General features: G+C 67.7%; 20 protein-coding genes. 6 read left to right on the forward strand and 14 right to left on the reverse strand.

Annotated features, from left to right (window positions below; translation table 11 throughout):
• Positions 1-3 precede the first annotated feature (3 nt).
• The 4 genes from mutS (at position 4) to Tchar_RS01135 (ending at position 5244) form a co-directional block, all read left to right on the forward strand.
• Positions 4-2670, forward strand: a complete 2667-nt coding sequence (mutS, locus tag Tchar_RS01120) for a DNA mismatch repair protein MutS (RefSeq protein WP_236640080.1) — start codon at positions 4-6, stop codon at positions 2668-2670.
• A gap of 63 nt (positions 2671-2733) precedes the next feature.
• Entirely contained in the window at positions 2734-3426 is a 693-nt protein-coding gene (locus Tchar_RS01125) for a protein-L-isoaspartate O-methyltransferase family protein (protein ID WP_144327256.1), read from the forward strand.
• Positions 3427-3444: 18 nt separating this feature from the next.
• Positions 3445-3795, forward strand: a complete 351-nt coding sequence (locus Tchar_RS01130) for a rhodanese-like domain-containing protein (RefSeq protein ID WP_144327257.1) — start codon at positions 3445-3447, stop codon at positions 3793-3795.
• Between the two features lie 177 nt (positions 3796-3972).
• Positions 3973-5244, forward strand: a complete 1272-nt coding sequence (locus Tchar_RS01135) for a TolC family outer membrane protein (protein WP_144327258.1) — start codon at positions 3973-3975, stop codon at positions 5242-5244.
• Here the strand turns inward: Tchar_RS01135 and Tchar_RS01140 are convergent.
• The 3 genes from Tchar_RS01140 to Tchar_RS01150 are packed head-to-tail and all read right to left on the reverse strand — an operon-like array spanning position 5219 to position 9200.
• Positions 5219-6637, reverse strand: a complete 1419-nt coding sequence (locus Tchar_RS01140; protein ID WP_236640081.1) for a 3-deoxy-D-manno-octulosonic acid transferase — start codon at positions 6635-6637, stop codon at positions 5219-5221. The two genes, Tchar_RS01135 and Tchar_RS01140, sit on opposite strands and share 26 nt — an antisense overlap.
• 5 nt (positions 6638-6642) lie before the next feature.
• The gene (locus tag Tchar_RS01145; RefSeq protein ID WP_144327259.1) at positions 6643-7788 is read right to left on the reverse strand and encodes a glycosyltransferase family 4 protein; all 1146 of its coding nucleotides are present in this window, start codon (positions 7786-7788) and stop codon (positions 6643-6645) included.
• A complete protein-coding gene (locus tag Tchar_RS01150; RefSeq protein WP_144327260.1) occupies positions 7788-9200 on the reverse strand; it encodes a phosphomannomutase/phosphoglucomutase in 1413 nt (470 codons plus the stop codon). The genes Tchar_RS01145 and Tchar_RS01150 overlap by 1 nt, the downstream gene beginning before the upstream one ends.
• 150 nt (positions 9201-9350) lie before the next feature.
• Between Tchar_RS01150 and Tchar_RS01155 the strand changes: the two genes are divergently transcribed.
• Positions 9351-10274 carry a DMT family transporter gene (locus Tchar_RS01155; RefSeq protein ID WP_144327261.1) on the forward strand — a complete coding sequence of 308 codons (924 nt, stop codon included), beginning with the start codon at positions 9351-9353 and terminating at the stop codon, positions 10272-10274.
• On the opposite strand, the gene Tchar_RS01160 is transcribed toward Tchar_RS01155, so the two are convergent.
• The 7 genes from Tchar_RS01160 to thrS all read right to left on the reverse strand — a co-directional run bounded on the left by Tchar_RS01160 (position 10201) and on the right by thrS (position 17801).
• Complete coding sequence (locus Tchar_RS01160) at positions 10201-10560, reverse strand: integration host factor subunit alpha (protein ID WP_144327262.1); 360 nt, start codon at positions 10558-10560, stop codon at positions 10201-10203. The genes Tchar_RS01155 and Tchar_RS01160 overlap by 74 nt on opposite strands.
• A gap of 34 nt (positions 10561-10594) precedes the next feature.
• Complete coding sequence (gene pheT, locus Tchar_RS01165) at positions 10595-13015, reverse strand: phenylalanine--tRNA ligase subunit beta (protein ID WP_144327263.1); 2421 nt, start codon at positions 13013-13015, stop codon at positions 10595-10597.
• A 101-nt stretch (positions 13016-13116) separates the two neighbouring features.
• On the reverse strand, positions 13117-14187 hold the full coding sequence (pheS, locus tag Tchar_RS01170; RefSeq protein ID WP_144327264.1) for a phenylalanine--tRNA ligase subunit alpha: 1071 nt from the start codon (positions 14185-14187) through the stop codon (positions 13117-13119).
• A gap of 127 nt (positions 14188-14314) precedes the next feature.
• On the reverse strand, positions 14315-14692 hold the full coding sequence (rplT, locus tag Tchar_RS01175) for a 50S ribosomal protein L20 (RefSeq protein ID WP_144327265.1): 378 nt from the start codon (positions 14690-14692) through the stop codon (positions 14315-14317).
• Positions 14693-14724: 32 nt separating this feature from the next.
• Positions 14725-14928 (reverse strand): 50S ribosomal protein L35, encoded by a 204-nt coding sequence (gene rpmI, locus Tchar_RS01180; RefSeq protein WP_043700569.1) that lies wholly within the window; start codon positions 14926-14928, stop codon positions 14725-14727.
• A 320-nt stretch (positions 14929-15248) separates the two neighbouring features.
• A complete protein-coding gene (infC, locus tag Tchar_RS01185) occupies positions 15249-15860 on the reverse strand; it encodes a translation initiation factor IF-3 (RefSeq protein ID WP_144327266.1) in 612 nt (203 codons plus the stop codon).
• A 15-nt stretch (positions 15861-15875) separates the two neighbouring features.
• The gene (gene thrS / locus Tchar_RS01190) at positions 15876-17801 is read right to left on the reverse strand and encodes a threonine--tRNA ligase (RefSeq protein WP_144327267.1); all 1926 of its coding nucleotides are present in this window, start codon (positions 17799-17801) and stop codon (positions 15876-15878) included.
• Positions 17802-18377: 576 nt separating this feature from the next.
• On the opposite strand from thrS, the gene Tchar_RS01195 reads away from it, so the two are divergent.
• A complete protein-coding gene (locus tag Tchar_RS01195; protein ID WP_144327268.1) occupies positions 18378-18956 on the forward strand; it encodes a malonic semialdehyde reductase in 579 nt (192 codons plus the stop codon).
• A gap of 181 nt (positions 18957-19137) precedes the next feature.
• Here Tchar_RS01195 and aceA read toward each other — a convergent pair whose 3' ends face one another.
• The 4 genes from aceA to nadA form a co-directional block, all read right to left on the reverse strand.
• Complete coding sequence (gene aceA / locus Tchar_RS01200) at positions 19138-20457, reverse strand: isocitrate lyase (protein WP_144327269.1); 1320 nt, start codon at positions 20455-20457, stop codon at positions 19138-19140.
• A 202-nt stretch (positions 20458-20659) separates the two neighbouring features.
• Positions 20660-20857, reverse strand: a complete 198-nt coding sequence (locus tag Tchar_RS01205) for a hypothetical protein (protein WP_144327270.1) — start codon at positions 20855-20857, stop codon at positions 20660-20662.
• Positions 20858-21014: 157 nt separating this feature from the next.
• On the reverse strand, positions 21015-21653 hold the full coding sequence (locus Tchar_RS01210) for a hypothetical protein (RefSeq protein ID WP_144327271.1): 639 nt from the start codon (positions 21651-21653) through the stop codon (positions 21015-21017).
• Positions 21654-22028: 375 nt separating this feature from the next.
• Positions 22029-23126: a quinolinate synthase NadA gene (gene nadA, locus Tchar_RS01215; RefSeq protein ID WP_144327272.1), complete on the reverse strand. Its 1098-nt coding sequence runs from the start codon at positions 23124-23126 to the stop codon at positions 22029-22031.
• Between the last annotated feature and the right edge of the window lie 158 nt (positions 23127-23284).

Genomic DNA, 23284 nt, shown 5'->3' on the forward strand with positions numbered 1-23284 from the left:
CCGATGCCCGTGCCGACAGGCACCCCGGCGGCGCCGCTGGAGGCACACACCCCCATGATCCAGCAGTGGCTGCGCATCAAGGCGCAGCACCCGCACACGCTGGTCTTCTATCGCATGGGGGATTTCTACGAGCTGTTCTACGACGACGCGCACAAAGCGGCGCGTTTGCTCGACATCACGCTGACCACGCGTGGGCAGTCCGCCGGATCCCCCGTGGTCATGGCGGGCGTGCCGGTGCACGCCGTCGAAAGCTATCTGGCGCGCCTCATCCGGCTGGGCGAGTCGGTGGCGATTTGCGAACAAGTGGGGGAAGTGGCCAGCGCCAAGGGGCCGGTGGAGCGACAGGTGGTGCGCATCGTCACCCCGGGCACCCTCACCGATGCCGAACTGCTGGCCGACAAACGGGACGCCGTCCTGCTGGCGCTGCATGTGGGCGCGCGCCGGCACTGTGGCCTGGCGTGGTGCGCGGTCACCGAAGGCACGGTGTATCTGGCCGAGTGCGACTGGCCGCAGCTGCGCGGCTGGCTGCAGCGCATCGCGCCTGACGAGGTACTTTACGGCGGCGGTCTGGCGCCAGCCGCCGAGGCCGAGCTGCGCGCGTGGCTGGCGCCCACAGGCGGCGGCACCGCCGCGCTGACGGTGCGCCCGGCTTGGGTATTCGACGCTGCGCTGGGTGAGCGCAAACTGTGCGCGCAACTGCACGCCGCCAGCCTGGCGGCCTGGGACGCGCAGAGCCTGCCAGCGGCGCATGCCGCCGCCGCTGCGCTACTCGACTATGCCGAGCACACGCAAGGTCAGCAGCTCGGCCATCTGCGCGCGCTGCGCGTGGTGCGTCCCAACGACACCATCGACCTGCCGGCCACCACGCGCCGCAATCTGGAGCTGACACAGACCCTGCGCGGCGAACCGGCGCCAACGCTGCTGTCCCTGCTGGACACCTGCGCCACGGGCATGGGCAGCCGGCTGCTGCGGCGCTGGCTGCTGGAGCCCCCGCGTGACCGCACACCGGCGCAGCAACGGCTGGCGGCGCTGGCGGTGCTGCGGGCCCAGGGCGTGGAGCCGCTGCGTCAGCGCTTGCGCGGGATGAGCGACGTGGAGCGACTGACCGCCCGCATTGCGCTGCGCCAGGTGCGGCCGCGCGAGCTGGCGGGCCTGGCGCAGACCTTGCAACGCGCCCAAGCGCTGGCCGCCAGCGTCGCCGAACTCGCCGCCGGTGGCGACAGCACGCTGCTGCAGGCGCTGGCGACCGATCTGCACCCGCCGCTGGCGGTGGCCGACCTGCTGCAGCGCGCGCTGCTGCCCGAGCCAGCCGCCCTGGTGCGTGACGGCGGCGTCATCAACCACGGCTACGACGCCGAACTGGACGAGCTGCGCGCACTGCAAGCCAACGCCGACGCGTTCTTGCTCGAACTGGAAGCGCGCGAGCGCGCACGCACCGGGATCGCCAATCTGCGCGTGCAATACAACAAAGTCCACGGTTTCTACATCGAAGTCACGCAGGGGCAGCTGGACAAGGTACCCGACGACTACCGCCGCCGCCAAACCCTGAAAAACGCCGAGCGCTTCATCACGCCAGAGCTCAAAGCGTTCGAAGACAAGGTGTTGAGCGCCCATGAGCGCGCCCTGGCGCGCGAGAAGTGGCTGTACGAGCGTCTACTGGACGATCTGCAGCCCCATGTGGGTGCGCTGAGCACGTTGGCGCGCGCGCTGGCCACCCTGGATGTGCTGGCGGCGCTGGCCGAGCGCTCGTTGACCCTGCAGTGGTGCGCGCCGCAGTTCGTCCCCGAGCCATGCATCGAAATCCGCCAGGGCCGCCACCCGGTGGTGGAGGCACGGCTGCAGGAAACCGGCGCCGGCCCCTTCATCCCCAACGATACGGAGCTGGATGCGCGCACGCGCATGCAAATCATCACCGGCCCCAACATGGGCGGCAAGTCCACCTACATGCGACAGGTAGCCCTGATCGTGCTGCTGGCCAGCATCGGCAGCTACGTGCCGGCCGCCAGCTGCCGCCTGGGGCCGATCGACGCCATCCACACCCGCATCGGCGCTGCGGACGATCTGGCCAATGCCCAATCCACCTTCATGCTGGAGATGACCGAGGCGGCCCACATTCTGCACCACGCCAGCGCGCACAGCCTGGTGCTGATGGATGAAATCGGCCGCGGCACCTCGACCTACGACGGGTTGGCACTGGCGGCAGCCATCGCGGCGCATCTGCACGACCGCGTGCGCGCCTTCACTCTGTTTGCCACCCACTACTTCGAGCTGACCGACTTTCCCGCGCGCCACCCGGGCGCCGTCAACGTCCACGTCAGCGCGGTGGAGGGCAAGGGGCGCGACATCGTCTTTTTGCATCAGATCGAGCCCGGCCCGGCCAGCCGTAGCTACGGCGTGCAAGTGGCGCGCCTGGCCGGCGTGCCGGCGGCGGTGGTGCAGCAAGCCCGCCACACCCTGGCCCAGCTGGAGGCCGAAAGTGCCCGCCTGCAACGCCAGTTCGATCTGTTCGAGACCCCAGCGCCGACCGCTGCCGCTGCCGACGCCGCCGAGGCGGCCCTCGATCGGCACCCCGCGCTGCAGGCCCTGGCCGAATTGGACCCGGACGCGCTCAGCCCGCGCGAGGCACTCGACGCCCTGTACCGCCTGCACCGGATGTTGCAGGAGGGGTGAGGACCACGCGACTGGTAGAATGAACTCGACGCGACCCAACATACTCCCCGGAGTGTACTTGCCATGACTGCGACGGCCTTCGACTTCGACAAAGCCCGCTTCAACATGATCGAGCAGCAAATCCGCCCCTGGGAGGTGCTCGACGCCCGCGTGCTGGCGCTGCTGGGGGAGCTGCGGCGCGAAGACTTCGTACCCGAAGCCTACCGAGCGTTGGCGCTGTCCGATCTGGAGATCCCGCTGTCGCACCCGGCCGTCGAAGGCGAGTCGATGCTGGCACCCAAGGTGGAAGCGCGCATCGTCCAGGATCTGCAGCTTCGGCCAACCGACAATATCCTGCACATCGGCACCGGCTCCGGCTACCTGGCTGCCCTGCTGGCGCGCCTGGGTCGGCAGGTGCTGTCGATCGAAATCAACCCCCGCCTGGCCGACATGGCGCGCACCAACCTGGCCCGCGCCGGCGTCGACAACGTCCAGGTCAAGACGGCCGACGCCGCCGCCGGGCGCTTCGCCCCGTGTGTGTCCGAGGCGCCATACGACGCGATCGTGCTGGGGGGCTCGGTGGCCGAAATCCCCACCGATTTGTTGGAGCTGCTGCGCGTCGGCGGGCGCTTGTTTGCGGTGGTGGGCGAGGAACCCATCATGCGCGCCACACTCGTGACCCGTGGCAGCGAGACGGGCTTTCACAGCGAGCAGCCGTGGGACATCGTGATCCCGCGCTTGCGCAACTTCCCCCAACCCAGCGACTTTCGCTTCTGAACGTAGGCGTATTCCGCCATGGTTGCCCACATCCGCCCCGCCCAGTTGGCCGACTGGTTGCGCCAGTGCCGCGCCACGCACCCCGAGGTCGAACCGATCGTGCTCGACGTGCGCGAGCCGTGGGAAGTGCAAACCGCCTCGATCCGCCCCGATGGCTTCGAATTGCGCCACGTGCCGATGGCCACCATCCCGCTGCGCTTGGCCGAACTGCCACGCGAACGCCCCATCGCCTGCTTATGCCACCACGGCGGACGCAGCGCCCAGGTGGCGTACTACCTGCAACGCCAGGGTTTCGAAGACGTCGTCAACATCGCCGGCGGCATCCACGCCTGGGCCATGGAGGTGGACCCGAGCGTGCCACAGTACTGAACCGGGGCACGCACACGAGCGCGTGCACGACGACGCGGACCGCAATATACTCCCACATGTATCAAACTCAGAGAAAGACGTTTGATGAAGCGCTCCGCCCACTCCTTATTCGCCCCGTCCGCCTGGTCGCGCGCCGTTTGCGCTGCCGCTGCCGCGGCGGGCGTTTGGCTGACCCCCATGAGCAGCGCCCAGGCACAAAGCCTGCAGACGCTGCTGGAGGCCGCGCGCGGCTATGACGCCAGTTGGCAGGCCGCCAAGGCCCAGTTCGAGGCCAGTCGTGCCCGCGCCGAGCAAGCGCGGGCGCGCGTCTTGCCCAGCGTCGGGCTGTCGGCCGAGGCGTTCCTCAACCGCCGTGACAGCTCACTCAACGCGCTGGACGACACCTTCAACAACCAAAGCGTCAAGCTGGGCGCCTCGCATCCCCTCTACCGCCCCGGCAATCGGTTCGAAGTCGAGCAGGCCGAGCGGGCGCTGCAGGCCGCCCAAGCCCAGTTGGAGGCGGCCGAACAAGACCTGATCGTGCGCGTCGCACAGGCGTACTTCGACGTGCTAGCGGCACGGGATACGCTGGCCTTCGTGCGCGCGCAAAAAGCTGCCGTCGAGCAGCAGCTGGCGGCGGCCAAGCGCAACTTCGAGGTCGGCACCGCCACCATCACCGACACGCGTGAGGCGCAGGCCCGCTTCGACTTGGTGGTGGCGCAGGAAATCGCCAGCGAAAACGATCTGCGCGTCAAGCGGCTGGCGCTGGACCAGTTGGTCGGGCGCAGCGGAACCGACCCCTGGCCGTTGAAGGAAGCCGCAACGCTGCCCGCGCCCACTGACGAACCGCTGGAGACTTGGGTGCAGCGCGCCTTGCAACAGCACCCCGCAGTGCGCGGGGCGCAAGCCGCGCTGGACATCGCACAACTGGAAGTGCGCAAGGCCGAGGCTGCCAAGGGGCCTACGGTGGACGCGGTGGCGCAACTGCAATGGGGCCGTTCCCCCAGTCAGCAACCGCCCTTCCCGTATCTGCGCAACACCGTCGCCAGCGTTGGCGTGCAGTTCAACCTACCGCTGTACACCGGCGGGGCGCTGGACAACCGCATCAAAGAAACCGTGGCGCTGCAAGACAAGGCGCGCAACGACCTCGAAGGCGCCCAGCGGCAAGTGGCGCAAGCCACGCGGGCGGCCTATCTGGGCCTGCAGTCCGGCTTGGGTCAGGTGCGCGCGCTGCAGGCCGCTGAAGCGTCCAGCCAAAGCGCGCTGGAGGCCAACCAGCTGGGCTACCAGGTGGGGGTGCGCATCAACATCGACGTGCTCAACGCCCAGAGCCAGTTGTACCAGACCAAAGCCCAGCTGGCCAAGGCGCGCTACGACGTGCTGGTGGGCCATCTGCGGCTGCGCCAGGCCGCCGGCGTACTCAAGAGCGACGACGTGCAGCCGGTCAACGCCCTGCTGCAGCCGCGTTGAGCGCGCGGGCGGCGCGTCTCGCCCATACCTGCCCCACCACGGCGGCACAGCGCTCGGCGGCGCCGCCGTGGGCAGCCAACAGCGCGGCACCGGCCCGCTGGGCGGCGCTGCGCGCCTGCGGTGCCTGCAGCCACGCCCACGCCTGCGCCACGGCATCGTCCATATCGGTGGCGCGCCGCGCCGCCCCGGCCTCGATGGCGGCATCGGCGGCAAAAGCAAAGTTGAACGTGTGCGGCCCCACCACCACCGGGCACTCGCACGCGGCCGCCTCGATCAGATTTTGGCCTCCGTGCGGACCGAAGCTGCCGCCCAGCAGGGCGACGTCGGCCAGCGCGTAATACCACGGCATCTCGCCCAGGCTGTCACCGAGCAACACATCGGCCTCTCGGAAGGCCGATGGCCAGTGCGGCGCAGCCTGCAGCGGGCCCAGCGTCGAGCGCCGCACCACACGCCAGCCCTGCTGGCGCAGCGCCGCCTCGACGGCGTCGAAGCGCTGCGGGTGACGCGGCACCACCAGCCACAGCGGCGCAGCGGTCGCCGCCCTCTGCCGCACCTGCCGCCGCCAAGCGGCGCTCCAGGCCGCTTCCTCGCCCTCGCGGCTGCTGGCCAGCAGCAAAATGGGACGGCCATCCGGTGCCTGAGGTGTGGCGGTCTGCGCGCGCCAGGCGGCGCGCCATGCGCGCCCCTGCTCCCACGGATGGGGGTGCCAGGGTATGTCGAACTTGACATTGCCCATGACGCCGCCCCGCGGCGGCAGCACCGGGGCGGCGAGCGTCTGCAGCCGGTCGGCATCCTCGGCGGTCTGCGCCCACACCCCGTACAAACGCCGGTAGGCGGGCCGCGCCAACCAGGCCAGCCGTTGCGCCCGCCGCGCCATGCGTTCATTGCAACGCGCGTTGACCAGCAACAGCGGCATCCCGGCGCCGGCGCAGGCAGCCGTCAACACCGGCCAGACCTCGGTTTCCATCAACACCCCAACCCGTGGTTGGAAATGGGCCAAAAAGCGCGCCACGGGTCCCGGCGCGTCCCACGGCAGCCAGGCCTGGGCATCGCCCGGGCGCAGGTGGCGCTGCCCTTCGGCGCGGCCGGTGGCGGTTCCATGCGTCCACAGCACCCGCACTTCGGGCCAGCGCTGGCGCAGCCGCTGCACCCACAAGGCGGCCGCGCGCGTCTCGCCCAGCGACACCGCGTGCACCCACAACCAGCCGGATGACGGCTCATCGGCGTAATGGCCAAAGCGCTGTGCGATGGCCTCGCCGTAGCCGGGCTCGGCACGCGCGCGCAACGCCAGCTTCACGCGCAGCGCGGGTTGCAAGGCCGTGGTCACCGCCCCATACAGCGCCAAGGCGGCGCGTTCGGGCCAACGCAGAGCGGCATCGACAGGCAGGGTCACCGCATTCACGAGGCAAACAGCCGTTGATACACCGCCGCGATGCCAGCCGCCTCCTGTTGCAGCGAAAAATGCGCCGTCACATGCGCACGCGCGGCCTGCCCCATGCGCAGCGCTGCCCGCGAATCGGCCAGCACATGTCGCAGCGCCTGCGCCAGGCCCGCCGCGTCACCGGGGTCCACCAAAGCGCCGTTGATGCCAGGCTGCACCAGTTGTTCGAACGCCCCGGTGCGTGAACAGATCACGGCACAGCCCGCAGCCGCCGCCTCGAAGGGCGTCAGACCAAACGGCTCGTAGCGCGGGCATGCCACGCAAACCAGACAGCGCTGGTACCAGCGATGCACCTCGGCGGCCGGTACTTCGCCCAAAAAACGGATGCGTTCGCTCAGGCCCGCCGCCTCGATGCGCGCCTGCAGCGCCCGCTGGTACGCCTGGTGCTGGGGTTGCGCCAGACCAGCGATCACCGCCGTGACATCTGGCAGGTGGGGCAGCGCGGCGATCATGGCGTCCACGAAGACATCGGTGCCCTTGTCGGGCCGCACGCGCCCAAACACCCCCACCCCCCAGCGCCCCGGCAGACCGCTATCGGCCCACGCCTGGGCCTTGTCGGGTGGCGGTGTAAAGCGCTGCAGGTCGATGCCGTGCGGCACCACGGCCCAGGTGTTGGGCACGAACTGCGCCGCCTTCGGTGTGGTGGCGATGACCGCATCCATGCGGCTGATCAGCCAGCGTGGAAACCAGCCATGGCGGTGCTGTGCCGCCGAAGTGAACACCAGCCGTATTGGTAAACGCAGCACATCGCGCGCCCACAGGCCGGCGGCCATCTCGTGATCACGCCGCACGTGCCAGATGCGAAACGGCCGCCCCGCCGGTGGCCGCCGCGACAGCGCGATGGCTTGCCGCAGCGTCATGCCGGGCATGCCGTGCGGCAGCGGGGTGCCACAGTAGGCCAGCCGCCACTGCCGCGCCTGAATCGGCACCAGCGCGTTGACCGTGGCCGACACCCCCGTGTAGCGGCGCTTGAGGTTGAAGACGATGACCTCGGGGTCAGGATCGGGTGTCAACGCGGCGCCCGGGGGCCCATCGGTGCGGCCTTCCCCGGGCACGGATGACGCTGGTGCGGGCGCGCTGACGGCCAACGGTGAGTGGGCCATCAGTGCGCTCCCGCCTCGACGGTGGCGTCGGGTTTGACCTGGTGCAGCAGGGCCAGCATCTCGGCTTCGATGCGCGCCAGCGCCTGCGGCGTGTGCCCCTCGAAGCGCAACACCAGCACCGGCGTGGTGTTGGAGGCACGAATCAAACCGAAGCCGTCGGGCCAATCGACGCGCACGCCATCGACGGTGTGGACCTGAGCAGGCGGGGCGAAGTGTGCCAGGCGCTGCAGCTCGGCCACCACACGGTGCGGCTCGCCTTCGGCGCAGGCAACATTGAGCTCGGGCGTGGCGCAACTGCTGGGCAACGCTTCCAACACCCCGCCGGGGTTGGCATGGCGACTGAGGATTTCCAGCAGCCGTGCCCCTGCGTAGCTGCCGTCGTCGAAGCCGTACCAGCGCTCCTGGAAAAAGATGTGGCCGCTCATCTCCCCGCCCAGCGGCGCCCCCACTTCGCGCATCTTGGCCTTGACCAACGAGTGGCCGGTACGGTACATCAGCGGCACGCCGCCGGCGGCGCGAATGGCCGGCGCCAGCCGCTGGCTGCATTTGACATCGAAGACGACGGTGCCACCCGGCACGCGCGCCAGCACATCGGCGGCGAACAACATCAGCTGCCGATCGGGGTAAATGGTTTGGCCGCTGGGCGTCACCACCCCCAGGCGGTCGCCGTCGCCATCGAAGGCAAAGCCTACGTCGGCGCCGCTGCGTTGCACCGCCGCGATGAGATCGCGCAGGTTTTCCGGCTTGGAGGGGTCGGGATGGTGGTTGGGAAATGTGCCATCGACTTCGCCGTAGAGCACGGTGACCTCACAACCAAGGACGCGAAACAGCGCCGGGGCCGACGCGCCAGTGACGCCGTTGCCGCAGTCGATGACGAGTTTGAGCGGCCGCTGGAGTCGCACGTCACCGACGATGCGGGCGATATATTCGGCTTGGATGTCGAGCGTGCGCACGCTGCCACGTGCTGGCGCATCGATCACTTCCGTGGCGCTGGCCTGCATGGCGGCGCGCAGCGCCTGGATCTCGTCGCCGTAGATCGCGCGCCCACCTAACACCATCTTGAAGCCATTGTGGTCTTTGGGGTTGTGGCTGCCGGTGACCTGGATGCCGCTGCGGCAATGGGTGGCTGCAGCGTAGTACAGCATCGGCGTCGTGACCATACCGAGGTCGAGCACGTCCACCCCGGCGCGTGTCAAACCGTCGATCAGCGCCGCGGCCAGCGCCGGACTGCTCAGGCGTCCGTCGCGACCCACCGCCACCACGGTCTCACCCAAAGCACGGGCGCGCTGCCCGAACGCCATCCCCAGGGCGCGCGCAAACGCCTCGTCGAGCACGTCGGGCACGACACCGCGGATGTCATAGGCCTTGAAGGCGTGGGACGGGAAAGCGGTGGACACAGCATCGATTTGCATGGTGACGCGGCAACACGTTGGTGTTAATGGGCGACAACCCCGCATTGTAGAAGGCGGCTATGATGTGCCGCCTTGTCGGGAGGCCGCTTGCAAGCAGCGTGGTGGGCGCGCAGCGGATGCTTTGGGTTGGAATGACAGAGGTCTCATACGATGTCGCCACGTCTTGCGGCGGAGTTCATCTTTCTGGCGTCCCTGTGGGGGGCGTCGTTTTTGTTCATGCGGCAGGCTGCGCTCGAGCTGGGGCCGGTGGCCACTGCGGGCGTGCGCGTGGCAGTGGCGGCGGCGGTCTTGCTGCCGCTGCTGGCGCTCAGCGGCCACTGGCGAGCGTTTCGCGCCCACGCCGCACGCATCTTGTTCGTCGGCCTGCTCAACGCCGGCATCCCCTTCGGTCTGTTCGCCTACGCGGTGCTGTCCATCAGCACCGGGCTGACGGCGATTCTCAACGCCACGGTGCCCCTGTTTGGCGCCCTGGTGGCTTGGCTGTGGCTGGGCGAGCGGCCCGGCCGCTGGCGCGCGCTGGGGCTGGCGCTGGGCTTCGTCGGCGTGGCGCTGCTATCGTGGAATAAGGCCAGCTTTCGTCCCGGAGGCACGGGCTGGGCGGTGCTGGCCTGCCTGGGCGCCACGGTGTTGTATGCCATTGCCGCCAGCTACACCAAAAAATACCTGATGGGTATTGCGCCGCTGGCCACCACCACCGGCAGCCTGCTGGGGGCCACGCTCGGCCTGGCGGTGCCGACGCTGCTGACCTGGCCCACTCAACCGGTGAGCCCGTCGGCGTGGGCCGCCGTAGCGGCCGCCGGGGTGCTGTGCACCGCGTTGGCTTATCTGTTGTACTTTCGCCTCATCGAGGCCGCCGGTCCCGCCAAAACGCTCACGGTGACCTTTCTGATTCCGGTCTTCGCGCTCGGCTACGGCGCAGCACTGCTGGGAGAAGCGATCACCCCTTGGATGGTGGGGTGCGGAGCGATCATCATGCTCGGCGTGGGCCTGGCCACCGGAATCATCGATCCGGGGCGCTGGCCTCTGCGTCGCCTTGCAACGCTTCCTTCAGCTTCGGGCTGGCGTGGAAGGTGACGACGCGGCGCGCCGCAATCGGCACCAGCTCGCCGGTGCGCGGGTTGCGCCCCGGTCGGGGGGACTTGTTGCGTACCTGAAATTGACCGAACCCGGCGATACGCACCGCTTCGCCATCGATCAAGCGCTCGGCGATGATGGCAAAGAACGCATCGACGATATCTTTGGACTCGGTCTTGTTGAAGCCGATGCGCTCGTGCAGCCGCTGGGCCAGCTCGGCTTTGGTCAAGGTGGCCGCCGCTTCATCGGCGGCGGCTTCGGTGGGGTGGCGTGTGCTCGTGGCCATGGGCGCAATCGTAGCAGGAGCCCGCCGTGGTGCGTCAGGTGCGCAGCCGAGCGCCCAACTGCTGCTGCAACCGCTCCAGCACCGCGCGCACCACGCCTTCGATGTCGGCTTCGGTCAGATTGGCGTCGTCGCGCTCCAGGGTCAAGCGCACGGCCAAGCTCTTTTCGCCGGCGGCCAAGCCGCTCGCCGGCGCACCGGCCTTCGGACGGTAGACGTCGAACAGCACCGCCTCCCGCAGCCACGGGTGGCGTACGCCGTCGATGGCCGCCATCAGCGCCGCGTGGGTGATGGCTTCGGGCACGACGACGGCTAAGTCGCGCTGCACCGGCTGGTGGCGCGGCAGCGGCCGCGCCTGCGGCAGGGGCTGCGCGAGCACGGCTTCCAGCTCCAGCTCGAACAGCACCGGCGCCTGCGTCCACCCTTCGGCTTGCCGCCAACGGGGGTGCAGCTCGCCCACCCAGCCGATCGCGCGATCATCCAGCCACACGCGCGCGCTGCGCCCAGGGTGCAGCGCCGGGTGCTCGGCTGGCTCGAAACGTGGCCGGCGCGGCGCCAGCAACGTCTCCACGTCGCCCTTGACGTCGTAAAAATCGACCGCACGCGCCGCCACACCCCACTGCAGCGGCGCCACATCGCCCCATGCCAAGCCGGCCACATGGCGCGGCTGCGCGATGCCTGCCACCGTGGTGTCGCTGTCGGGCACGGTGGCATCACGGCGAAACACCCGGCCGATCTCGAACACCCGCACGCGCGGCGCCTTGCGATCGACGTTGTGGCGCAAGACCGCCAACAGACTGCCCATCAAACTGGAGCGCATCACGCTTAGGTGGCTGGCAATCGGGTTGAGCAACCGAATCGGGTCGGGGTTGCCCGCGTAATCACGCTCCCAGCGCTCTTCGACGAAGCTGAAATTGATGGTTTCCTGGTAGCCCAACGCGGCCAGCAAACGGCGCAGTGTATGCGTGCTGCGCTGCGCCTCGGGGCGCACGCACGGCACCACGGGGGCCATCGGCGGCGTCTCGGGCAAGCGGTCGTACCCGATGACGCGCGCCACCTCCTCGATCAGATCTTCCTCGATTTGCAGGTCGAAGCGATGTGGCGGCGGCGTCACGGTCAGCGTGCCCTCGCCTTCTTGCACCGCCAGACCCAGGCGACGCAGCGGCTCGGCGCATTCGGCCTGCGTCAGCGGCAAGCCAATCACCTTGGCGGCGCGGGCCACGCGCAGCGTCACCGGCTGCGCTGGCGGCAGGTTGATCACCTGGTCGTCGATCGGGCCCGGCTCGCCGCCGCAAATGTCCAGAATCAGTTGGGTGATGCGCTCGATGTGCTCACGCGTGGTACTGGGATCGACCCCGCGCTCGAAGCGGTGGGCGGCATCGGTGCTGAAATTGAAGCGCCGCGCCCGCCCCGCGATGGCGCGCGGCCACCAGAACGCCGCCTCCACATAGACGTTGCGGGTGTCGTCGGACACGGCGGTGGCTTGCCCCCCCATGATGCCGGCCAGCGACTCCACCCCCTGGTCATCGGCGATGACGCCCACGGTCTCGTCCAGCGTCACCGTCTGCCCATTGAGCAGTGTCAGGGTCTCGCCCGCGCGGCCCCAGCGCACCTGCAAACCGCCGCGGATCTTGTCCAAATCGAAGATGTGCGACGGCCGCCCGAGTTCGAACATCACATAGTTGGAGATGTCGACCAAGGCGGAAATACTGCGTTGGCCGCAGCGCGCCAGGCGCTGCACCATCCACGCCGGCGTCTTGGCGCTGGGGTCGATGCCGCGGATGATGCGCCCACTGAAGCGCCCGCACAGGTCCGGTGCCTGGATCGCGACCGGCAACCGCGCCTGATGCCGCGCCGGCACGGGCGCAATCGCCGGGGACAGCAGTGGCGCGCCGGTCAGCGCCGCCAGCTCGCGCGCCACACCGTAAACGCTCAAGCAATGCGCCAGATTGGGCGTGAGCTTGAGGGTGAAGATGCGGTCGTCCAAGGCCAGGACCTCGCGCAGATCGCGCCCCACGGGCGCGTCGGCGGCCAACTCCAGCAACCCGCCATGGTCATCCGACAAGCCCAGCTCGCGCGCCGAACACAACATCCCGTGGCTGTTCACGCCGCGCAGCGTGCCGACCCGAATCGTCAGGGGTCGACCGTCGGGCCCCGGCGGCAGCACCGCGCCCACCAGCGCGCAGGGCACACGGATGCCGGCGCGCGCGTTGGGCGCGCCACACACGATGGACAGAGGCTCGCCGCGGCCGACATCGACCTGACACACCCGCAGCCGATCGGCGTTGGGATGCGGCTCGGCGCTGAGGATGGCGCCGACGACGACACCGGTGAAGGGCGGCGCCACCGGTTCGAGCGACTCCACCTCCAAACCGGCCATCGTCAGCCGCTCGGCGATCTGTTCGGCGTCGAGCGCGGGGTTACAAAAGGCGCGCAACCAGGATTCGGGAAATTGCATGGCAGCTCTCGGCGTGCGTGGCGAAAACGGCGGTGTAATCGGTGCCGGCGCGCCCGCGCCAGCGGCCGCAGGGCCGACGCGGCGGGGCGGTGCGGGCGCGGTCAGCGAAACTGCGACAAAAAGCGCAGGTCTCCCTCGAAAAACAGGCGCAGGTCATTGACTCCGTAGCGCAGCATGGTCAGCCGATCGGGCCCGATGCCGAATGCAAAGCCGATGTAGTGCTCGGGATCCAGGCCCATGTTGCGCACCACGTTGGGGTGGACTTGCCCCGAGCCGGCCACCTCCAGCCAGCGCCCGGCCAACGGCCCACTGCTGAATTGGATGTCGATCTCGGCGCTGGGCTCGGTGAACGGGAAGTAACTCGGGCGAAAGCGCAGCTGCAGCGCGTCGTTTTCGAAGAAGGCACGGCAAAATGCCGTAAACACCACCTTCAGATCCTTGAAGCTGACGTTGCGCCCGATCCACAAGCCTTCGCACTGGTGAAACATCGGCGAGTGCGTGGCGTCGCTGTCCACACGGTAGGTACGCCCGGGCGCGATGACGCGAATCTCGGGCATGTCGCCGGCAAACAAACCCTCGCTGCCGACACCGGCCGCGGAGCGCGCGCGCTTGACGTGCTGCAACGCGTGCCGAATCTGCATCGGGCTGGTGTGGGTGCGCAGCAGGTAGGGCGCCTGCACACTGCCGCCCTCGACGTAGAACGTGTCGTGCATCGAACGCGCCGGATGATCGGCCGGCGTGTTGAGGGCGGTGAAGTTGAACCAGTCGGTTTCGATCTCCGGGCCGTCGGCGACCTCGAACCCCATCGACGCAAAGATGGCTTCGATGCGCTCGAGCGTGCGGCTGACCGGGTGCAGCCCACCCAGCCCCTGGCTGCGCCCCGGCAAGGTCACATCCAGCGCTTCGGCCTGCAATTGGCGCTGCAACTCGGCTTCGGCCAGCTCGGCACGACGCGCCTGCAAGGCCACTTCGATGGCCTGCTTGGCGCTGTTGATGGCCGCCCCCTGCGCCTTGCGCGCCTCGGGCTCCAGCGTGCCCAGCGCCTTTATGCGCTCGGTCAGCGCGCCGCTTTTGCCCAAAAAACGCGCCTTGGCGTTTTCCAGCTCCTGGGGGGTTTGCGCCTCGGCGAAACGCTCACGCGCCGCCTGCACGAGGATGTCGAGGTCGTTCATGGGTTGATCCCTTGCCCCGCCCGGCGGGGAATGTCGCGCCAAAAACACAACGGGCCAGCGCGCGTGGCGGCTGGCCCGGGTGTGAAGATGCAAGCGCCCACCGCGGTGGTTCGAGCGCCTGCACGCATCAGGCGGCCGCGGCGCCCTGCACCTGCAGGTGGGGCTTGACGCGCTCGACAATGGCCGCAAACGCCGCCTTGTCATTGACCGCCAAATCGGCCAGCACCTTGCGGTCGATTTCGATGGCCGCCTTGCGCAGGCCGTTGGCGAACTGGCTGTAGGTCAGTCCCAGCTCGCGCACACCGGCATTGATACGGGCAATCCAAAGCTGCCGGAAAACGCGCTTGCGGGCGCGGCGGTCACGATAGGCGTATTGCTGCGCCTTCATTACCGCCTGCTTGGCGACACGGAAGACGTTCTTGCGACGACCACGGAAGCCCTTGGCCAGGGCCAGCACTTTCTTGTGACGGGCGCGCGCGGTGACACCACGTTTGACGCGAGGCATGTTCTACTCCTGAAACGTTGCGGTGGCGCCGATCACAGGCCGGCGAACGGCATCATCTGAGCGATGTGCCCCAAATCGCGCTCATGCACGTTGGCCGGGCCACGCAGCTGGCGCTTGTTCTTGGTGGTCTTTTTGGTCAGGATATGGCGCTTGAACGCCTGACCGCGCTTGACCGTCCCGCCGGGACGCACGCGAAAGCGCTTCTTCGCGCTGCTCTTGGTCTTCATCTTGGGCATGACGAGGGCTTCCTTCTGATTCGTGCTCGCGAGGCGCCCCAGCAGCGCTGCCGGGGGCTTGTCGGCCCCGAGCCACTTGTGTGGGCGCGCGCACCAAGCGCGCCGCGCGTCTTACCGCACCCACGTGCGATAAGCTCTCTATTATAGCCCGCTCACCGCAGGAGCCACAAGGCCATGCCCCCAAGGCGCGCCGAACGACCGCACCAACCAGCGCGTGTACGTCAATGCGAAGTCACCTGCCACCGCGGCACCGGCCGCTGCCGCGAGACGGTGGCGGCGGCAGCAACGGCTCCCGGGAATCCCAGCCCAAGACAGCTGCTTCAGGAGGTGGCCACCGCCGCGCCATCTGCCTTGGGCGCTGCGCCCCCGCCACCCTTCTTGCGCGCCGGAGCGACCATCATCACCATCTGCCGCCCCTCCAGCTTGGGGAATTGTTCGACGACGATGCTGTCACCCAACTCGGTGCGGATGCGCTCCAACAAGGCCAAGCCCAGCTCCTGGTGCGTGATCTCGCGCCCGCGGAAACGCAAGGTCACCTTGCACTTGTCGCCGTCATCCAGGAAGCGGCGGATGTTGCGCATCTTGACCTGGTAGTCGCCTTCGTCGGTGGCCGGGCGAAACTTGACTTCCTTGACCTCGATGACCTTCTGCTTGGCCTTGGCCTCGGCCGCCTTCTTCTGCTCGGCGTACTTGAACTTGCCGTAATCGATGAGGCGACACACCGGTGGGTTGGCCATCGGCGCGATCTCGACGAGATCGACGTCGAGGTCACCGGCCATGCGTAGCGCCTCTTGCAGCGAGACGATACCGATTTGTTGGCCGTCGGGCCCCGTCAGACGCACTTCGGGCGCGGTGATTTCGCGGTTGAGCCGATGTGCGCGCTCTTCGCGCTGGCGACGGTCACGGAAGTTACTGGGACGAGAGGTAGCGATGGTCGAATTCCTTTATCAATGCCTGGACGCGATGTCCGAACGCAGGCGCTGCACGAAGTCCGCCAGCGGCATGGCGCCCAGATCCTGGTTGCCGCGCGCGCGCACGGCCACCGTCCGGGACGCCTTTTCCTTGTCGCCAACGACAAGGATATAGGGCACCTTCTGCATCGCCTGTTGGCGAATTTTATAGGTGATCTTTTCGCTGCCAAGATCCAGCGTCACGCGAATGCCTTGATCGCGCAACGTGTTGGCAATTTCGCCACAGTAGTCGGCCTGGGCGTCGGTAATGTTGAGCACCGCCACATGCACCGGCGCCAGCCACACGGGCAAGGCGCCGGCGTACTGCTCGATCAGGATGCCGATGAAGCGCTCCAGACTACCGACGATGGCCCGGTGTAGGATAACCGGGCGGCGCCGGCTGCCGTCTTCGGCCACGTATTCGGCGTCCAAGCGCTCGGCCAGGTTGAAGTCCACCTGAATGGTGCCGCACTGCCATTCGCGGCCGATGGCGTCTTTGAGGGTGTACTCGATTTTGGGCCCGTAGAACGCGCCTTCGCCCGGGGCGATGACGAAGGCGCAGCCCGAGGCGCGCAGGCTCTCCATCAGCGCCGCTTCGGCCTTGTCCCACAGCGCATCGGAGCCGATGCGCGCAGCTGGCCGGGTCGAGACCTTGTAGAGGATCTCGGTGAAGCCGAAATCGGCGTAGACACGCTTGAGTAGCTCGGTAAAGGCGCCGCACTCGGACAGGATCTGGTCTTCGGTGCAGAAAATGTGGCCATCGTCCTGCGTGAAGCCACGCACGCGCATGATGCCGTGCAAGCCGCCCGAGGGCTCGTTGCGGTGGCACTGGCCAAATTCACCGTAGCGCAGCGGCAAGTCGCGGTAGCTCTTGACGCCCTGCTTGAAGATCAGGATGTGGCCCGGGCAGTTCATCGGTTTGAGCGCATAGTCGCGCTTTTCCGATTCGGTGATGAACATATTCTCCCGGTACTTGTCCCAATGCCCGGTTTTTTCCCACAGCGCCTTGTCCAGAATCTGCGGACCCTTGACCTCCAGGTAGCCGTTGTCGCGGTACACCTGACGCATGTACTGCTCGACTTGCTGCCACAGCGTCCAGCCCTTGGGGTGCCAAAACACCAGGCCCGGGGCGTGCTCGTCCAGATGGAACAGATCCAGCTCTTTGCCGAGCTTGCGGTGGTCGCGGCGCTCGGCCTCCTCCAGCCGGTGCAGATAGGCCTGCAGGTCCTCCTTGCTGGCCCAGGCGGTGCCGTAGATGCGCTGCAGCTGCTCGTTGCGATGGTCGCCGCGCCAGTAGGCGCCGGCCACCTTCATCAGCTTGAAATGTTTGAGCTTGCCGGTGGATGGCACGTGCGGGCCGCGGCACAAGTCCTCGAACGCCCCTTCACGGTACAGGCTCACCTCCTCGCCCTCGGGGATGCTGGCGACGATCTCGGCCTTGTAGTGCTCGCCCAAGCTTTGAAAGTAAGCCACGGCCTCGGCGCGCGGCAGCACCCGGCGCACCACGGGCTCGTCCTTGGCGGCCAGCTCGGCCATCTTTTTCTCGATCGCTGCCAAATCGTCGGGTGTGAACGGGCGTTTGTAGGCAAAGTCGTAATAAAAGCCGTCCTCGATCACCGGACCGATCGTGACCTGCGCATCCGGATACAACGTCTTGACGGCGTAGGCCAGCAGGTGAGCGGTGGAGTGGCGCACCACTTCCAACCCTTCCGGATCCTTGGGCGTCAAAATCCACACACGCGCATTGCGCTCAATGCGAAAGCTGGTATCCACCAGGCGCGGCGCGGCGTCGCCATCGAGCTGCACCTTGCCGGCCACCGCCGCCTTGGCCAAGCCGGGGCCAATGGCAGCGGCCACGTCAGCCACCGTCACGGGCGCCTCGAAGCTGCGTTGGGCGCCGTCGGGCAGGGTAATCTGGATCATAGTCAATCGGTTCTCGAATACAACAAAAACGCGGCTCGGGAGCCGCGCTACAGGACAATACCCGGCGTGCACGGCTGCCAGCCCCCTCATCGGGTGCCGTCGCCTCCGGTTGACGTTCGCGGTGTCATGGCCGTCCGAGCTGTGTGACATCAGATTCGATGACCGAGCTCCGCCACAAGCGTCAAAGCCCGGTATTCCAGCCAGCCATTTTCGCACAGAACCCTCTTGCACCCGGCGTCCCCGCCCATGCGGCCTGGGAGCGGCGGGGCCCTTTGACGATGGGACCTGATCGTGCCCTTACCCATGGCGCCTTGGCCCCGGCGGGTGGAGCACGCCGCCTGCCCGAAATGGCGACACCGTGCGGACCACCGCTCGTGCCTCGCCGCATGGGTGCGTCCCGGGCTCTGGCCAAAATACACCGTGCTCGCTACCGCGTCACGCTTGGCCCCACACGGCGCGGCACAATGGCAGCCTGGGCAACGGAGGCGGCAGGCCGGCGTCGCCGGATGGCACCGGCGCAGCATCCCTATGGCCCGAACCCGTCACCTCTTCCTCTGTGACACTGTCATCACCACCATGCAGATCAGCACCGAACGACTGTTTGACCACGCCCGCACCCACCACGCCTGGCAGCCGCACCCCGTCGCCGACGAGACCTTACGGCAGCTGTATGACCTGATGAAGTGGGGACCGACGTCGGCCAATTGCAGCCCGGCGCGCATCCTATTCGTCAAGAGCGCCGAGGCCAAGGCGCGCCTGCTGCCCTGCCTGATGGAAGGCAACCGCGACCAGACGGCCGCTGCCCCCGTGACCGCCATCATCGGCATGGACATGGCGTTTTACGAGCGGCTGCCGCAGCTCTTTCCGCACAACCCGCAGGCGCGCAGCTGGTTCGAGGGTCAGCCCGAGGTCATTGCCGCCACAGCGCTGCGCAACAGCAGCTTGCAGGGCGGCTATTTCATCATGGCCGCGCGCGCCCTGGGGCTGGACTGCGGGCCGATGAGCGGCTTCGACGCGGCAGCGGTGGACGCCGCCTTTTGGGCCGGCACCACGGTGCGCACCAATTTTCTGTGCAATCTGGGCGTTGGTGACCCAGCGGGCCTGCATCCGCGCGGGCCGCGCCTGCCGTTCGACGAGGCCTGCCGCATCGTCTAAGGCGCCACCTCCGCCGACCAGCTGGCGCCTGGCAACGGGGGCGGTTGACCGTCCGTTGCGGCAGCGCAGACGCCACCCGCCGCTTCAGCACAGATGACAAAAAGCCCGCGGCCCCCCAACGGGACACGCGGGCAGCGGCCCAGTGGGGCGGCCGTGGCGCCGCCCCGACATGGCCTGGCGATCAGTGGAACTGCTCTTCTTCGGTCGAGCCGGCCAGCGCCTTGACGTTGGACTGACCGCCCTGGATGACGGTGGTGACGTCGTCGAAGTAGCCTGCGCCCACCTCTTGCTGGTGCGACACGAAGGTATAGCCCAGCTCGCGCGCCTTGAACTCAGGCTCCTGCACCATGTTGACGTAGTGCTTCATGCCCTCGCCGCGCGCGTAGTGATAGGCGAACATGAAGGTGTTGTACCAGTTGATGTGGATGCCCGCCAGCGTGATGAACTGGTACTTGTAGCCCATCTCCGAGAGCTTGTCCTGGAACTCGGCGATGGTCTTGTCGTCGAGGTTCTTCTTCCAGTTGAACGAGGGCGAGCAGTTGTACGCCAGCAGTTTGCCCGGGTATTTGGCGTGGATGGCCTGGGCGAACTCACGCGCAAAGCCCAGGTCGGGCGTGCCGGTCTCGCACCACACCAGGTCGGCATAGGGCGCGTAGGCGACGCCGCGGCTGATGGCCTGCTCCAAACCGTTTTTCACGCGGAAGAAGCCTTCCTGCGTGCGCTCGCCGGTCAGGAACGGGCGGTCGTTGGCGTCATGGTCGGAGGTCAGCAGGTTGGCCGCTTCGGCGTCGGTGCGCGCCAGCACGATGGTGGGCACACCCATGACATCGGCGGCGAAACGCGCGGCGATCAGCTTCTCGATCGCTTCTTGCGTCGGCACCAGCACCTTACCGCCCATGTGGCCGCACTTCTTCACCGCAGCCAGTTGGTCCTCGAAGTGCACGCCCGCCGCGCCGGCGGCAATCATATTCTTCATCAGCTCGAAGGCGTTGAGCACACCGCCAAAGCCGGCCTCGGCGTCCGCCACGATCGGCAGGAAGTAGTCGATGTAGCCGGCGTCGCCGGGGCCGATGCCACGGCTCCACTGGATCTCATCGGCGCGCTTGAAGGTGTTGTTGATGCGGCGCACCATGGTCGGAACCGAATCGTACGCATAGAGCGACTGGTCCGGGTACATGGTCTCGGAGGTGTTGGCGTCGGCCGCCACCTGCCAACCCGACAGGTACACCGCCTCCAGCCCGGCCTTGGCCTGCTGCATGGCCTGGCCGGCAGTCACGGCACCAAACGCGTTGACGTAGCCCTTCTTGGCTTCACCGTTGATCAGGCGCCAGAGCTTTTCGGCACCGCGCTTGGCCAGGGTGTGCTCGATCTGCAGCGAGCCGCGCAGACGAACGACGTCCGCCGCGGTGTAGCCGCGCTTGATGCCTTTCCAGCGCGGGTTTTCCGCCCAATCTTTTTCCAAGGCAGCGATTTGCTGCTCACGGGTCAATGCTTGCGACATGGTCATGCTCTCCGGAAGTGAAACGAAACCGAACCACCGCCCGCTGCACCCCGCACCCTGTCGGCAGACCCCCAGAGGGGACGCTCTGACGTCGGCGTGGCGCTCGGCGTTGGCTCCAGTATAAGTCTTATATAAGACATAGAAGCAGTCTTATGTCTTATACAAGACATTTTTTATGTTCTTTTTCGTCAACGACTTATAGTCATGATTTCATTATGCAAAAAGATATACCAGGATAAAGCAGCGAAGTCTCGACGTCGAATGTGCGCCCCTTCTTCGATACGCAGCCTGATTTCACATCGCAAAAAATGGCGCGTGGTCCGACCACGCCCATGACGGGACGCGACGGCGACAACACGGCCGCCACGTCTGCGTCGAGTCGCATCACCACGATGGCCATGTCGACCGCGTCATACGCGCGCCACCGGCCTGACCGGCACCGGCAGCACGCTTGACGCCATTGACGTCACGGACGCCAGCCCTGACGCAGGCGCACGACCGAGCGCTACCGGCGCGGGCCCCGTTTCATCGCCCATCCGGGGACGATGGGGTGGCCATCAGGGCCGCTCCAACTCCCAGCGCGCCGCCAGCCGGCCCGCAAAGATCAGGTGCAGCGAAGCGCCATCGTCCTGCACCCGCAGCTGCACCCCGGGCTGCGGTTGCGGCTCCACCGCAGCCACGCGCAGCAGCCCGGCAGGCCAGTGTAGGGTCAAGTCGGCCTGCATCGGCAAATAGCCGTCCAGGTAGCGCCGCATCAGCGGACCAGCGTGCAAGCGCCAGCGCCCCTCACCCACGGGGTCCAGGGCGCGCGAGCGCAGCTCCACACACAGGCGCGCGCCGCGCTGCACGCCGGCCAATTCGACACGTGGACCCTCGACCGTGGCCTGTTCGATGCCCTCGGACTCGGTGATTCGGATCGACTGCACCCGCTCGCGGCTGAACAGGACGACCACACGCTGATTCGGGTCGAGCCGGACGTGGCAGGTGTGCACGCGCACCACGCCGGTGCGCAAACTCTCTTCATCCACCCAGGTTTCGGCCCGATAGGCGTAGGCTTCGGGATCGGGGCGCTCGGCCAGCAGGCGCAACTCGCCCTCGCGCGCGATGTCGTCGAACTCCAGCGGCCGCCCAGCTGCCACGGTGGCGAGCGTGGCCAGCGCCATGGCCCAGACCCGTCGATGCAAGAACACTGCCATCGCCACACCTCCAACCCCGCACGAGGTTCATTCCCAGCAAGTCGCACAAGGGGGGCGCGTCGGCTTCGCGCGGGTTTTGCGCGCCATTCGTCCGTCCGCGTGATGCACACACCGTCGATTGTCAGAAAGCGGCCATGCTCCCAGGCGACTCACCGATATCACCCTGCCGGTGGAAGGGATATTCGCTCTGATAGCGTTTGGCGCAGGGCACCGACACACGGGTGCACGCCCGCGCCGCCGCCTGCCGTTCGTTCGTCCGGCCATCGGGGGCAATCGCGAGAGCGCCATGCCGGCGACCGAGTTCGGCATGCACGGCTCGGCACATGGTTGGCGCCGGCCCCGGGGCGACGAGCCGCCCAAGGCCGCCAGCGGGGGTCAGGCCGCCCCGATGCCAGGCACCAGAGCACCCACCGGCTGCCCGGCTTTGCGCGCGGCAGTAAACGCCAGCATGCGGTCGATGGGCAGGCGCGCGCGTTCGATCAGCGCTGGATCGACGTGGATTTCGTTGAGCCCTGTCTCCAGCACCTCCAGCACGCCACGCAGGCTGTTCATCGCCATCCAGGGGCAGTGGGCGCAGCTCTTGCAGGTCGCGCTGTTGCCGGCGGTGGGCGCTTCGATGAAGCGCTTGCCCGGGTTGAGGGTACGCAGCTTGTGCAGCATGCCGTTGTCGGTAGCGACGATGAACAGTTCGGCGTCGAGCTCCGCCGCGGCTTTCAGTATCTGTGACGTGGAGCCGACGACGTCGGCCTGCGCCACCACCGCGGCCGGGCTTTCGGGGTGCACCAGCACCTTGGCCCCCGGGTGGTCGCGGCGCAGCTGCTCCAACTCGAAGGCTTTGAATTCATCGTGCACCACGCACGAGCCACGCCACAGCACCATATCCGCCCCCGTCTCGCGCTGAATGTAGGACCCCAGATGCTTGTCCGGCGCCCACAGGATTTTGTGGCCTGCCGCGTGCAGGGCGCGCACGATGTCCAACGCACAGCTGGAGGTCACGACCCAGTCGGCCTGTGCCTTGACCGCGGCACTCGTGTTGGCGTACACGACCACCGTACGGTCGGGGTGCTGGGCGCGAAAGTCGGCGAAATCGCCTGCCGGGCAGCCCAGGTCGAGCGAGCAGGTCGCGTCCAGGTCGGGCATCAGGATGGTTTTCTCCGGCGACAGGATCTTGGCCGTCTCGCCCATGAAGCGCACCCCCGAGACGATGAGCGTGCGCGCCGGATGATCGCGCCCGAAGCGCGCCATCTCCAGTGAATCGCTGACGATTCCGCCGGTTTCTTCGGCCAGATCTTGCAGGTCGGGATGCACGTAGTAGTGCGACACCATCACCGCGTCGCGCTCGCGCAGCAGGGTGCGAATGCGCTCTTTCAGCGCGGTGCGCTCGGCCGCAGACGGCTCCTGCGGCACCCGTGCCCACGCGTGGCGCGTGGTGCATGCGGGCTGCTCGACGTCGATTTCGATGATCGTGCTCATGGCTGTGTCCTTCGTCTGTGCCCCACCACGCAACCGCCGGATCTCATTGCCACCATCGATATGTTGCACCAACAGTGCATCGAAACGGGCGCGGGGCGCGCGCCGGTCACTCCGCCCATGGGGGCACCTGCCGAGCGGCTGGTGCGCCCGCCACCGCA

It is taken from the genome of Tepidimonas charontis, from assembly GCF_007556685.1.
Classification (GTDB): domain Bacteria; phylum Pseudomonadota; class Gammaproteobacteria; order Burkholderiales; family Burkholderiaceae_C; genus Tepidimonas; species Tepidimonas charontis.